General features: G+C 52.8%; 14 protein-coding genes. 7 read left to right on the forward strand and 7 right to left on the reverse strand.

From position 1 onward, the window contains the following. Position 1: 1 nt before the first annotated feature. From H7U06_RS15285 to H7U06_RS15300, 4 genes are all read right to left on the reverse strand, one after another. Positions 2-217, reverse strand: a complete 216-nt coding sequence (locus tag H7U06_RS15285) for a bacterioferritin-associated ferredoxin (protein WP_124575612.1) — start codon at positions 215-217, stop codon at positions 2-4. A gap of 91 nt (positions 218-308) precedes the next feature. Then, entirely contained in the window at positions 309-629 is a 321-nt protein-coding gene (locus H7U06_RS15290; protein WP_124575611.1) for a hypothetical protein, read from the reverse strand. A gap of 81 nt (positions 630-710) precedes the next feature. Beyond that, positions 711-905: a hemin uptake protein HemP gene (hemP, locus tag H7U06_RS15295; RefSeq protein WP_175626977.1), complete on the reverse strand. Its 195-nt coding sequence runs from the start codon at positions 903-905 to the stop codon at positions 711-713. 235 nt (positions 906-1,140) lie between these two features. Then, positions 1,141-2,769 (reverse strand): FMN-binding glutamate synthase family protein, encoded by a 1,629-nt coding sequence (locus tag H7U06_RS15300; RefSeq protein ID WP_175626978.1) that lies wholly within the window; start codon positions 2,767-2,769, stop codon positions 1,141-1,143. Positions 2,770-3,251: 482 nt separating this feature from the next. On the opposite strand from H7U06_RS15300, the gene H7U06_RS15305 reads away from it, so the two are divergent. Genes H7U06_RS15305 through H7U06_RS15320 form a run of 4 tightly spaced genes read left to right on the forward strand, consistent with a single transcriptional unit; the run spans position 3,252 to position 5,448 of the window. Further along, complete coding sequence (locus tag H7U06_RS15305) at positions 3,252-4,085, forward strand: CsgG/HfaB family protein (RefSeq protein WP_254873261.1); 834 nt, start codon at positions 3,252-3,254, stop codon at positions 4,083-4,085. Between the two features lie 5 nt (positions 4,086-4,090). After that, positions 4,091-4,402, forward strand: coding sequence for a hypothetical protein (locus tag H7U06_RS15310; protein ID WP_175626980.1), 312 nt, complete (start codon positions 4,091-4,093; stop codon positions 4,400-4,402). Further along, complete coding sequence (locus H7U06_RS15315) at positions 4,402-4,773, forward strand: DUF4810 domain-containing protein (protein WP_175626981.1); 372 nt, start codon at positions 4,402-4,404, stop codon at positions 4,771-4,773. The genes H7U06_RS15310 and H7U06_RS15315 overlap by 1 nt, the downstream gene beginning before the upstream one ends. A gap of 6 nt (positions 4,774-4,779) precedes the next feature. After that, positions 4,780-5,448 carry a GNA1162 family protein gene (locus tag H7U06_RS15320; protein ID WP_175626982.1) on the forward strand — a complete coding sequence of 223 codons (669 nt, stop codon included), beginning with the start codon at positions 4,780-4,782 and terminating at the stop codon, positions 5,446-5,448. A 50-nt stretch (positions 5,449-5,498) separates the two neighbouring features. On the opposite strand, the gene mnmA is transcribed toward H7U06_RS15320, so the two are convergent. After that, positions 5,499-6,617: a tRNA 2-thiouridine(34) synthase MnmA gene (mnmA, locus tag H7U06_RS15325; protein WP_175626983.1), complete on the reverse strand. Its 1,119-nt coding sequence runs from the start codon at positions 6,615-6,617 to the stop codon at positions 5,499-5,501. Beyond that, positions 6,610-7,098, reverse strand: a complete 489-nt coding sequence (locus tag H7U06_RS15330; protein WP_175626984.1) for an NUDIX hydrolase — start codon at positions 7,096-7,098, stop codon at positions 6,610-6,612. The genes mnmA and H7U06_RS15330 overlap by 8 nt, the downstream gene beginning before the upstream one ends. A gap of 367 nt (positions 7,099-7,465) precedes the next feature. Here H7U06_RS15330 and panD point away from each other — a divergent pair, with 367 nt between their 5' ends. The 3 genes from panD to pntB all read left to right on the forward strand — a co-directional run bounded on the left by panD (position 7,466) and on the right by pntB (position 10,968). Beyond that, positions 7,466-7,825 carry an aspartate 1-decarboxylase gene (gene panD / locus H7U06_RS15335; protein WP_012078240.1) on the forward strand — a complete coding sequence of 120 codons (360 nt, stop codon included), beginning with the start codon at positions 7,466-7,468 and terminating at the stop codon, positions 7,823-7,825. 121 nt (positions 7,826-7,946) lie between these two features. Continuing rightward, positions 7,947-9,545: a Re/Si-specific NAD(P)(+) transhydrogenase subunit alpha gene (locus tag H7U06_RS15340; RefSeq protein ID WP_175626985.1), complete on the forward strand. Its 1,599-nt coding sequence runs from the start codon at positions 7,947-7,949 to the stop codon at positions 9,543-9,545. Between the two features lie 10 nt (positions 9,546-9,555). Further along, positions 9,556-10,968: a Re/Si-specific NAD(P)(+) transhydrogenase subunit beta gene (pntB, locus tag H7U06_RS15345; RefSeq protein ID WP_175626986.1), complete on the forward strand. Its 1,413-nt coding sequence runs from the start codon at positions 9,556-9,558 to the stop codon at positions 10,966-10,968. Positions 10,969-11,055: 87 nt separating this feature from the next. Here the strand turns inward: pntB and H7U06_RS15350 are convergent, their stop codons facing one another. After that, positions 11,056-11,961 carry a LysR family transcriptional regulator gene (locus tag H7U06_RS15350; RefSeq protein WP_175626987.1) on the reverse strand — a complete coding sequence of 302 codons (906 nt, stop codon included), beginning with the start codon at positions 11,959-11,961 and terminating at the stop codon, positions 11,056-11,058. Between the last annotated feature and the right edge of the window lie 106 nt (positions 11,962-12,067).

The following is a 12,067-nucleotide window of genomic DNA, read 5'->3' on the forward strand; positions in this document are numbered from 1 at the left end:
CTTATGCGGCCAATGCGTTAGGGTGAAACATTATAGGTTGAGTTGGGCGAACCTCTGCAAGGCATTCGCGCAGCACACGTTTTGCACAGGAGTGGCATTTGCCACAGCAGGTGCCCAAATCCAGCTCATTGCGCAATTGCGACATCGAGGTCGTGCCAGTATCAACCGCCTGGCGTATGTTCCGCTCGGAAATATTTCTGCAAACACAAACAATCATCGATGCCTCGTGTGACTTTCTTTGTAGGTTAAAAATACAAAAAACGACAGTGCTTTTATACATTTAATGCCGGTTTCCCGGCATTTTTACTTCAATTCACACGCGCTCCAGCTACCAGGCGCGTAAACAACTTAAATTTCTCCGGTGGTGGCATAGCTCGTTCAACCACCGTTGCCCATTGTTCCGATAACTGTTGGCAGGTTGCGCGTAACACTGGTGCCAGATCGGGCAGATCGGCCAGTGCTTTCAAGTGTCGCTCTATGACCGAGGCCAGCTTGATGCACGAACTGCTTTCCTGATTATTCGCGGTGTAATGCGACATCAAGTGTAAAACTGCTGAAACTAATAATTCCGGTTGTGCCGGTGCTGCGTTAGGCTCCCGTAGTGCCTGCTCCGCTTTTTCGATTGCCATCAAACTCTCCTTTTGGGTTGGTTTGGCTGGCTGGTGCAAGGTGGCGCACGGGCTGGCTCAGTTGCAAATCGATGCTGCTAGTTATGCCGTCAAAATCAATTTATTCAACTGCGTTAAACGGAGGCGATAAATTCGCCCTTCGTGTGCTATTTCTACTTCGCGCATTTGCCGGAACAGGTCGCGGCTGTTAATGCGTGTTATTGGCTGTTCCATTGCAGCGTTATTACGTAGAGCAGGAACATTTTCCAGTGCTACACGTGGTGCCGAGATCGCCATGATCAACCTTTTCATGTAAATGAGAACAATTCGTGTTTAGATTATTCGACATTTGGCGACGGATTGCAAGTTTTTTCGCTCGGCTTTGCATCGTCGGGAGCTAAATAAACCGGATTTGTGGTGATACGGGCAAGGAAAGTTGCCCGAGGGGCATTTCAGCGCCGGAATTGAATGGTTTCTTAACGCTGGAGATATATACGGCAACCCTGTGGGATGCCGTATACGAGGGGGCTTTTTAATGGATAGGGCTGAAGGATTCAGCTTGCGCGATAGGCCAGTATTTACCAAAGACTTCCGGCAATTCACGCTCAGGATTTGCTTCGCTGAGTAATTGACCGGACTCTAAATAAGGCAGCAGTGCGGAAGCGAGTTTGACCTGATTCGCCGAGACGCGGCGTACCAGGTGATGTGGTCGCAGTTCGGAAGGATGGTGCAAGCCTGCGGCTGCGATCAGTTCAGCGAGCGCTTTTAATGTATTGCGATGGAAATTGGCGACGCGTTCGGCTTTGTCCGGCACAACCAGCGCGCGCTGGCGCAGATTGTCTTGGGTAGCGATGCCGGTAGGGCAGCGATCTGTATGGCAGCTCTGTGATTGTATGCAGCCGAGGGCAAACATAAAGCCACGTGCCGAGTTGCACCAGTCTGCACCGAGTGCCAGTGTGCGCACGATATCAAATGCAGTAACGATTTTGCCGGACGCGCCTATCTTGACCTTGTCGCGCAGCTTGGCACCTACTAGCGTGTTATGCGCGAGCAAGAGCGCTTCCTGCAGCGGTACGCCGACATGATCGGTGAACTCGACAGGTGCTGCGCCAGTGCCGCCTTCGCCGCCGTCTATCACGATGAAGTCAGGTGTGATGCCGGTCGCCAGCATGGCTTTCACGATGCCGAAGAATTCCCATGGATGGCCGACTGCCAGCTTGAAGCCTGTTGGTTTGCCGCCGGAGAGCGTGCGCAGTTGTTCTATGAATTGCAGCAAACCTATAGGTGAGTCAAACGCGGAATGCGACGAAGGGGAGACGCAATCCACGCCCAATGGCACACCACGTGCAGTGGCGATCTCGGGTGATACTTTCGCACCAGGCAACACGCCGCCATGACCGGGTTTGGCACCCTGCGATAACTTCACTTCTATCATCTTGACCTGAGGCAGTTGCGCATTTAGCGCAAATTTTTCCGGCGAAAAACTACCGTCGTCATTGCGACAGCCGAAGTAACCAGAGCCTATCTCCCACACCAAATCACCACCTGCTTCGTTCGCATGCTCCGGGCGATGGTAGCGGCTGATACTGCCCTCGCCAGTGTCGTGCATGAAGCCGCCTTTTTGCGCGCCTTGATTCAGTGCGCGTATCGCATTCGCCGACAGTGCGCCAAAGCTCATCGCAGAGATATTGAATATGCTGGCCGAATACGGTTGAGCACGATCCTCGCCTATCGTGATGCGGAAGTCGTGCGCCCCGACTTTCGCAGGTGCGATCGAATGGTTGATCCATTCATAGTCGCTTTGGTAGACATCCATCTGTGTGCCAAAAGGGCGCTTGTCGATTGCTTGTTTGGCGCGCTGATACACCAGCGAGCGCTGGTTGCGCGAGAACGGATTGGGTGCGGCGTCGTCTTCCAGGAAATACTGGCGTATCTCCGGACGCACCGATTCAAACATATAGCGGAAGTGCCCGAGGATGGGGTAATTGCGCAGCACCGCGCGCTTGGTTTGCAATACGTCGCCAATGCCGACGACAGTGAGGAAACCAAACAGTGCAACCAGCCACCAGGCGCCATCGAAATGTGGGGTGCAGAAGAGGGCGGCGATGAAGAGCAAGGCGGATGCGACGAGAGCCAGGTAACCGATGGGGAACAAACGCATTTTTTCTCCGAACAAAATGGCAGTGCATGCCGATGAATTGCGAGACAGTGTACACAAGGACCAATGAAATGACTTTGCCGACGTTTTCTAGAGAACTATCTGGATTCATAAGGCATTCACGCTACTTTTTGTCTATCCCATAAAAATGGCATTGCATTTTGGAAACTATCTGGATAGTCTTCGTTAGTAAAAATATGTGGTCTCCGTGCCGCAAACTATAAAAACGCTAGCTATAGCAAAGGGAAGAGTACGTGTTCTATCTGCGAATTTATTCAATGCACGCCAGCTAAGCGCTGTCGACCGCTTGACGCCGGGCTACCGGTATCCATTTCTACTCCTTCAATTCTGGATTTTTTATGTCAATTAAATGGCTTTTCATAGCGTCGCCGATATTACTTGGCGCGTGTGCAGTGACATCTACCCCAACTCAGCCAGTTGAGGCGCCCGTAAGTCGCGCACAACAGATCGAAGCGCAAAAACAGGTGGCCGCACCTCAAGTGAAGACGCTGAAGCGAAAAATTGCGATCGGTCGCTTTACTAACGAAACCCGCTACGGCAAGACCTTCCAGGTTGATGCCAACCTGGATCCATTGGGCAAACAAGCGTCGGATATGTTGAATAGCCGCCTTATCAGCTCAAACAAATTCCTGACCTTTGAGCGTTCTGATCTCGAAAAAATCAAAAATGAACAAGCGTTGCTGAAAGAAGGAAACTTGATCGGCGTAGATACATTGATTCTTGGTTCTGTTACTGAGTTTGGTCGTAGCACGACCGGGAAATCCGGATTCCTGAGCGCGACAAAAATACAGACTGCACGCGCAAAAATCGAAATTCGTTTGGTTGATGCACGTACCGGTTTTTTGTTCTTTACGGCAACAGGAACGGGTGAGGCGACTAGTGAGTCGGGTGAGATTGCCGGTTTCGGTAGCAAGGCTGATTACGACGGTACGTTGAATGATCGGGCGATCGGCGCCGCGATCTCGGATGTACAGAATGCGTTGATCGCCAAGCTTGAGGAGCGCCCTTGGCGCACTGACATTCTCAAAGTGAATGGCAAGCAGGTCTTTGTTTCTGGTGGCGCCCGTCAAGGTTTGAAGGTTGGTGACACCTTGGCCGTGATGCAGCAGGGTGAAACGGTAAGTAGCAAACAAACCGGCTTTGCCATCACTTTGCCACCGACCAAGGTCGGTACTTTGCGCATTACTGGCTTGTTCGGAGATAACGAAACAAATGAAGGTGCAATCGCTGATCTCGTTTCGGGTAGCGCAGTTCCGGCCAAAGGTTCGACGATATTTGTTGCTGAAAACAAGGATTAATAGAGATGAAAACTTATTTTGTAATGGCGCTCGCCTTGATGCTGAGCGCATGTGCGCTACCCGAAACCTCAGTTAAAACTGGTTCGCCACGTCCTACCCTGATTATTAAAGGTGCACCAGTTGGTTCAGTTCTGGTGGTCGATGGTTTGGTGATGGGGCAGGCGGAACAATTCAATGGCGCACCTAACGAGCTGATAGTCGAAGAGGGCTTGCATCAAGTGGAGATCAAGCAGGGTAATGTCACTTTGCATGCCGAGAAAGCTGTCGTCAGCAATGGTGAATCTCGCACGGTAACGGTTAATGCGGGAGGTCGATAATGCGTCCGCACTCATTGCTGGCTTTATCTGTTTCCTTGCTTTTGACTGCTTGCGCTGCGCCTGCCAAATATAACTGGGGCAATTACGAAGGCTCTTTGTATTCGTATTACAAGGACACGTCCAAATCGGCGGAGCATGCGGCCGAATTGCAGCGCACGATTGCGGATTCTGAGGCGACCGGGAAACCGATTGCGCCGGGACTCTATGCTGAATATGGTTTTCTGATGCTGCAGGAAGGCAAGTCCAAGGATGCGATATCGCAGTTTGAAAAAGAAAAGGCAAAGTGGCCGGAATCGACGTATCTGATGGATAACCTGATTCGCATCGCTTCAAATTCCGCAACTCAACAATCTGCTGCACGTAAGGAGTAACCGGAGATGTCACGAAATATTAAAGCGTTGTTGCTGTGTGTGTTGGTTTTAGGCTTGAGCGGTTGCGCGACGCAAATGAGCAAAAAGAAGGATTACACCGATTTGCGCACGGAAGCGCCTCGTTCGATCCTGGTAGTGCCTGCGATTAATCGCAGTGTGGAGGTGAATGCTCCTGACTACTTCCTGTCCACTATTTCTCGTCCTCTGGCTGAACGTGGCTATTACGTTTTCCCGGTGCATCTGGTTAAGCGCATGATGGAGGACGACGGCCTGAACGACGCGGATATGGTGCATGCAGGTGATCCGCAAAGAATGGGCAAGATGTTTGGTTCTGACGCGGTCATGTACATCACGATCGAGCGTTGGGATGCGCAATACGTGGTCTTCTCAACGACTGTTACGGTCGAAATGAACTATGTACTGAAGAGTACTTCAAGTGGTCAGACCTTGTGGAGCAATACCCAGAAACTGGTCTATCAACCGCAAAACAATAATTCCGGTGGCGGGATAGCCGGCTTGATTGCGCAGGCGGTGGTGGCGGCGGTTGCGAAGGCTGCACCCAACTATGTGCCTTTGGCACAGCAGGCAAATGCGCTTGCGGTAACTACCAAAGGGCAGGGCTTACCAGCAGGGCCATATATCGACTTGTATCAAAAGGATCAGGCTGACTTCTGATTTGTTCGGATATCGAATAGTGATCAGCGAACCGGTCACTATTCGATAGTTTAGGCGGGGATGGAAGAAGTATTGATGATGCCGCCGCCCAGGCAAACATCACCTTGATACAGCACTGCCGATTGTCCGGGTGTGACCGCCCATTGTGGTGTGGCGAAGGCGAGGGAGAAGCCTTCGGCATCGCTGCGCTGTTCGCAGGCGACGTCGGCCTGGCGATAGCGCGTTTTGGCTGATACTGATATCTCGCTAGGTGGAGCACCCGCGATCCAGCTTATCTGGCCGGCGCTCAGCTCGGACGACAGCAGCCATGGATGATCATGGCCTTGCACTATATATAGAGTGTTGGTCGCGACATCTTTGCGCGCCACATACCAGGGCTCACTATTGCCATCAGTATTTTTGTGCGACTTCATGCCGCCCAGGCCTATGCCTTTGCGTTGCCCCAGCGTGTAGAAGCTCAATCCTACGTGTTCGCCAACGGTGACGCCGTCCGGTGTCTTCATCGGCCCTGGCTGATACGACAGGTAGCGATTCAGGAATTCGCGGAACGGGCGTTCGCCGATGAAGCAGATGCCGGTCGAATCCTTTTTGGTGGCGTTCGGCAATTTCAATTGTTCCGCGATCTTGCGTACTTCGGTTTTACGGATTTCGCCGAGCGGGAACAGGGTCTTCGATAGCTGCGCCTGATTCAGACGGTGCAAGAAGTAGCTTTGATCCTTGCTGGCATCGACTGCTTTCAGCAGTTCGACGCGACCGGCATCCGGACCTGATGTCACTTCGCGCACGCGCGCGTAATGGCCGGTGGCGATCATGTCGGCACCGAGCAGCATGGCGTGGTCGAGGAAAGCCTTGAATTTGATTTCGGCGTTGCACAGTACGTCCGGATTCGGAGTACGACCAGCCTGGTATTCGCGCAGGAATTCGGCGAAGACACGGTCTTTGTATTCGGAAGCGAAATTCACTGCTTCGATATCGACGCCGACGACGTCAGCCACGCTGGCAGCATCTATCCAGTCCTGGCGTGTCGAGCAATATTCGGAATCGTCGTCATCTTCCCAGTTCTTCATGAAGAGACCGATGACTTCATACCCTTGTTCTTTTAACAGCCAGGCAGAAACGGACGAGTCGACACCACCGGACATACCGATGACGACACGTTTTTTAGCCATTATTTACTACCTCGTAGATGGATGGGTGCGTGATGAGCAGCGACAGCGGCGCGCGCTTGCCAGCCAGATAGTCATCAACGCGTTGTAATACCGAAGGGCTGCGATGCTTTTCCCGGGTCGCGACCAGTTCGTCGTAGCTCATCCAGACCGCGCGCAGGATGCCGACATCTAGCGCCTGGTCGTGTTTGGCGCCGACTTCGCCGCAAAAGGTAAAGCTTAGATAAGTGACATCATGTCCGGTGCGGGCAGAGACATAGCGCGACATATACATGCCAACCAGGGCGGTAGGGGTGAAATCGTGAGCGGTTTCCTCCAGCGTTTCCCGGACGACGGCTTCTTCCAGCGATTCATGCGGGTCCAGATGACCGGCAGGCTGGTTAAAGCGTACGCCTTCACTGGTCTCTTCTTCTACCAGCAGGAAATGCCCATTACGCTCGGCGACGGCAGCAACAGTGACAGATGGTTTCCAGATATCAGGCATAGGGTCCCTCGGAATAACCCGCTATTTTAGCGCGCACCAAGGAAAGTTGCCCGCAATGTTTCCCCGACAGAAAATATTGTAATAAAATGAGTCAGGTCAAGATTGCTCAACTTTTGTCTTTGCTATGCTGGGCATTTGGCCTTATGCTTATCAGTTCGCTTCCTTGTAAAACCCCTACGGAAGTTGGCAGGTGCTAGCCCGACCCGGGTAAATACCCTGCCGCTGAGCGGAAATTTCGCTGCAGGAACATATGGTTTACTGCCTCACATACCGTGGAAGCGCAGCGCCAGGAACTACACATTAATTGATTTGCCTTCGCCGGGCTTTGGCGTCGAGGCAAAGTTTTAAGTAACGAAACGGAATAAAAATGCAACGTATCATGCTCAGGTCAAAAATCCACCGTGTAACGGTGACTCAGGCTGACCTGCATTACGAGGGTTCGTGCGGTATCGACGAAGACCTGCTGACCGCCGCTGACATCCGTGTTGGCGAAAAAATTGAGCTGTACAACATTAATAACGGCAAACGCTTCTCCACCTACGCCATCAAGGGCGCCAAGGGTAGTGGCGAGATTTCGCTCAACGGTGCTGCCGCACGCTGCGCACAACTGGGCGATTTGCTGATTATTTGCACTTACGGTTCCATGACAGACGAAGAAGTCGAAACGTATGTACCGAAGATTGTCTTCGTTGATGAAAAGAATAAATTCGCCGGTCTGAAGAAATAGCGATTAGTAGTCGTAACAATTTAGAAACCCGGTCGCGCCATACAGGGCAGCTAGAACCGGGTTTTTATCCATTTGTTGATCGCGGCGATACAGAATTTAAACAAACTATGAGAGATGTTATATGTCTTTAGTTATAGGGGTGCCACGGGAGTCATTCCCCGGGGAAAAACGGGTGGCCACTGTGCCAGAAGTCGTCGAAAAGCTAATCAAACTCGGCTTTTCAGTCAGTGTGGAATCTGGTGCAGGTGACGAAGCCAACTTCAGCGACGATACCTACCGCGCAGCTGGTGCACAGATCGTGCAAGGCGCTGCCAACTTGTGGTCCACGTCCGATATCGTCTTTAAGGTACGTGCTCCAAGTGCCGAAGAAGTCGGCCTGATTCGCGAAGGCAGCACTCTGATCGGCTTCATCTGGCCAGCACAGAATCCTGAATTGATGCAGCAGCTTGCCGCCAAACGCGTTACCGTTTTGGCGATGGACTCGCTGCCGCGCACGCTTTCGCGCGCGCAGAAGATGGATGCTTTGACCTCCACCGCCGGTGTCAGTGGCTATCGCGCCGTCATCGAGGCTGCCAATGCTTTTGGTCGTTTCTTCAACGGCCAGATCACGGCTGCAGGTAAGGTTGCTCCGGCTAAAGTGTTTATCGCAGGTGCTGGCGTGGCCGGTCTGGCTGCGATCGGTACGGCTGCCAGCCTGGGCGCCATCGTGCGCGCCAACGATACTCGTGCCGAAGTGGCCGATCAAGTTGTATCGCTGGGCGGCGAATTTGTTAAGGTCGATTATGACGAAGAAGGTTCGGGCGGCGGCGGCTATGCCAAGGTCATGTCCGAAGGTTTCCAGGCTGCGCAGCGTGAGATGTACGCTCAGCAAGCCAAGGAATGCGACATCATCATCACCACTGCGCTGATCCCTGGCAAACCAGCTCCGAAACTGATTACCGCTGAAATGGTTCAGTCCATGAAACCTGGCAGCGTGATCGTCGATATGGCGGCTGAGCAGGGCGGTAACTGCGAACTGACCGAACCTGGCAAGGTTGTGGTGAAACATGGCGTGACTATCGTTGGTTACACCGATCTGCCGAGCCGTTTGCCTAAACAGGCGAGTACGCTGTACTCGACCAACTTGCTGCGCCTGACTGAAGAGCTGTGCAAGGACGCTGAAGGTAAAAAGACGACTGACGGCATCATCAACGTCAATATGGAAGACGAAGCCATTCGTGGCCTGACTGTCATCAAGGAAGGCAACATCACTTGGCCGCCTCCACCGCCGAAACCAGTAGCTGCTCCGGCTGCCAAGCCAGCGCCGGCAGCTGCGCCTGCGCACGGTCATGGCCCAAGCACCACTGTTTCCTCACCTAAGCGTGTAGTCACAATGTTTGTCTTCGCAACGTTGTTGTTTGCGTTGATAGGCATGGGTGCGCCTACCGCTTTCCTCGGTCACTTGACCGTGTTCGTACTGGGTTGCTTCATTGGTTACATGGTGGTCTGGAATGTTACCCCGGCATTGCACACGCCTCTGATGAGCGTTACCAACTCCATCTCGTCGATCATCGTGATCGGTGCGCTGGTACAGGTTGCTCCTCCGTTGGCTGATGGTATGGCGCGTCCCGAGTTGCTGATTAAGTGCCTCGCCGCTGCTGGTATCGCTTTGACCGCAATCAACATGTTCGGTGGCTTCGCTGTCACCCGTCGCATGCTTGATATGTTCCGTAAGAATTAAGGAGACCCCTATGTCTGCAAATTTGGCTACTGTCTCCTACATCGGAGCAACCATTCTCTTCATCCTCAGTCTGGGCGGCTTGTCGCATCCAGAAACTTCGCGTCGCGGTAACTTGTACGGCATGATCGGTATGGGCATTGCGGTGCTCGCTACCATCTTTGGCCCACGCGTTACTGCAGACGGCTATGCATGGATCATTCTGGCGCTGCTGGTCGGCGGTGTGATTGGTCTGTACGCTGCCAAGAAGGTCAAAATGACCGAAATGCCGGAGCTGGTTGCATTGATGCACAGCTTCGTCGGTCTGGCTGCTGCACTGGTTGGTTTTGCCAGCTACATCGATCCGTCGATCCATCTGGAAGGCGCTGAGAAGGCAATTCATCAAGTTGAAATTTACGTCGGTATCTTCATCGGTGCGGTAACTTTCTCGGGTTCTCTGATTGCGTTTGGCAAACTGAACGGCAAAATCGGTGGTAAGCCATTGATGCTGCCGGCACGTCACTTCATCAACCTGATCGGCTTGCTGCTCGTGATCTGGTTCGGTCGTGAATTCATGAATGCACCAGACGTTGCTAGCGGTATGACACCGTTGATCATCATGACCATCATCGCCTTGCTGTTCGGCGTACACATGGTGATGGCGATCGGTGGTGCTGATATGCCGGTCGTGGTTTCGATGCTCAACAGCTACTCTGGCTGGGCGGCTTCGGCTACCGGTTTCATGCTCGGTAACGATCTGCTGATCGTGACAGGTGCGCTGGTTGGTTCTTCGGGTGCGATTCTGTCGTACATCATGTGCCAGGCGATGAACCGTAACTTCTTCAGTGTTATCGCCGGTGGTTTCGGTGGCGGTGCTCCGAAGGCGGGCGGCGCTGCGAAAGAACAGGTTGGCGAAGCTACTCCTGTTAGCGCACAAGAAACTGCAGAACTGCTGCGCGAAGCAAAAAGCGTGGTCATCGTTCCAGGTTACGGTATGGCAGTGGCGCAAGCTCAGCACACCGTGAACGAAATCACCAAGTTGTTGCGTGCTAAAGGTACCAATGTGCGTTTCGCGATTCACCCGGTTGCCGGTCGTATGCCTGGTCATATGAACGTGCTGCTGGCTGAAGCGAAAGTTCCGTACGACATCGTGCTGGAAATGGACGAAATCAACGAAGACTTCCCTGATACCGACGTAGTCATGGTTATTGGTGCGAATGACATCGTCAACCCGGACGCGCAGGACGATCCGGACAGCCCGATCGCTGGTATGCCAGTGTTGGAAGTCTGGAAAGCAGAAACGTCTATCGTCATGAAGCGTTCGATGGCTTCCGGTTATGCTGGTGTTGATAATCCATTGTTCTACAAAGAAAACAACCGCATGTTGTTTGGCGATGCGAAGAAGATGCTGGACGACGTCCTGACAACTTTGAAAGCTGCTGCCTGATAGCAAGCTGATGTTGATAAAAAAGCCCGCTGCTGCGGGCTTTTTTTATGGGGCTTGATAATGCTTGCGGCGTAAGTCAGTGTGCGCTTACCTGCTCCAATAACCCGGCTGGCTATACATGGCCTTCAAGTGCGAAATGAAAAGACGCACCTTGGCCGGTACATTCCGCTGCTGCGGATAGACCGCCATGATGTCGTACTCAGGGATCGCATAATCGTCGAGGACAGTTTCCAGCATGCCGCTCTCCAGCTGGCTTTGGATCTCCCATACGGAGCGCCAGGCGATACCCAGGCCTTCGGTCATCCAGCGATGCAGCAATTCACCGTCATTGCAGTCCAGGCTGCCCTGCGCACGTACTGAGACGGTTTTGCCGCGGTAGTTGAAGTACCAGCCGCGTTGCTGCCCGCCTTGTAGGTTGAAAGCAAGGCAATTGTGATTGGCAAGGTCGTCCAGTGTCTTGGGTTTGCCGTGTTTTTTGAAGTATTCCCGGGTGCCGCAGACTACCCGCTTATTGGCCGCCAGTTTGATAGCAACGAAATTGGGGTCGATATTACCGCCAATACGTATGCCCATGTCATAACCTTCTTGCACCAGGTCCACCACGCGGTCAGTCAGGTTGAAAGACATTTTGAGGCCGGGATGCTGGTCCAGGAATTCCTGCGCATAGGGTGCGACGTGCTGGCGGCCGAAGGAAGCGGGGGCGGACACGATCAAGTGCCCGGTGACCTTGTTATTGCCGGCGGACAATGCGCTTTCAGCATGTTCCAGTTCACTGAGCATTTTACGGCAGTGTTCGAGGTATACTGAGCCCTCTTCCGTCAGGGCCAGGCGCCGTGTAGAACGATGCAGCAGGCGGACGCCCAGGCGTTTTTCCAGGGTATCGATGCGGCGCCCGACCATCACAGGTGTGACCTGCAAGGCTAGGGCCGCAGCGGCAAAGCTATTATGCTCAACCGCCATCACAAATGCCTCGATCTGTTTGAGCTTGTCCATTCGATACCTGAAGTATTTAATTGGTTAATTAATAGTCCTATTCTAAAAGTAATCCATATGAATTACTATGCAGCGTAGGAAAATTTCATTTCAATGGAGATTATGT

The sequence above is a fragment of the Herminiimonas sp. Marseille-P9896 genome (genome assembly GCF_903993245.1).
Classification (GTDB): Bacteria; Pseudomonadota; Gammaproteobacteria; order Burkholderiales; family Burkholderiaceae_D; genus Oxalicibacterium; species Oxalicibacterium contaminans.

Coding starts and splice junctions, on each gene's coding strand:
- H7U06_RS15350 (WP_175626987.1), bottom strand. CDS start 11,961: ATGGACAAGCTCAAACAGATCGAGGCATTTGTGATGGCGGTTGAGCAT.
- H7U06_RS15340 (WP_175626985.1), top strand. CDS start 7,947: ATGTCTTTAGTTATAGGGGTGCCACGGGAGTCATTCCCCGGGGAAAAA.
- H7U06_RS15320 (WP_175626982.1), top strand. CDS start 4,780: ATGTCACGAAATATTAAAGCGTTGTTGCTGTGTGTGTTGGTTTTAGGC.
- H7U06_RS15330 (WP_175626984.1), bottom strand. CDS start 7,098: ATGCCTGATATCTGGAAACCATCTGTCACTGTTGCTGCCGTCGCCGAG.
- mnmA (WP_175626983.1), bottom strand. CDS start 6,617: ATGGCTAAAAAACGTGTCGTCATCGGTATGTCCGGTGGTGTCGACTCG.
- H7U06_RS15290 (WP_124575611.1), bottom strand. CDS start 629: ATGGCAATCGAAAAAGCGGAGCAGGCACTACGGGAGCCTAACGCAGCA.
- H7U06_RS15300 (WP_175626978.1), bottom strand. CDS start 2,769: ATGCGTTTGTTCCCCATCGGTTACCTGGCTCTCGTCGCATCCGCCTTG.
- H7U06_RS15315 (WP_175626981.1), top strand. CDS start 4,402: ATGCGTCCGCACTCATTGCTGGCTTTATCTGTTTCCTTGCTTTTGACT.
- H7U06_RS15285 (WP_124575612.1), bottom strand. CDS start 217: ATGATTGTTTGTGTTTGCAGAAATATTTCCGAGCGGAACATACGCCAG.
- H7U06_RS15310 (WP_175626980.1), top strand. CDS start 4,091: ATGAAAACTTATTTTGTAATGGCGCTCGCCTTGATGCTGAGCGCATGT.
- panD (WP_012078240.1), top strand. CDS start 7,466: ATGCAACGTATCATGCTCAGGTCAAAAATCCACCGTGTAACGGTGACT.
- pntB (WP_175626986.1), top strand. CDS start 9,556: ATGTCTGCAAATTTGGCTACTGTCTCCTACATCGGAGCAACCATTCTC.
- hemP (WP_175626977.1), bottom strand. CDS start 905: ATGGCGATCTCGGCACCACGTGTAGCACTGGAAAATGTTCCTGCTCTA.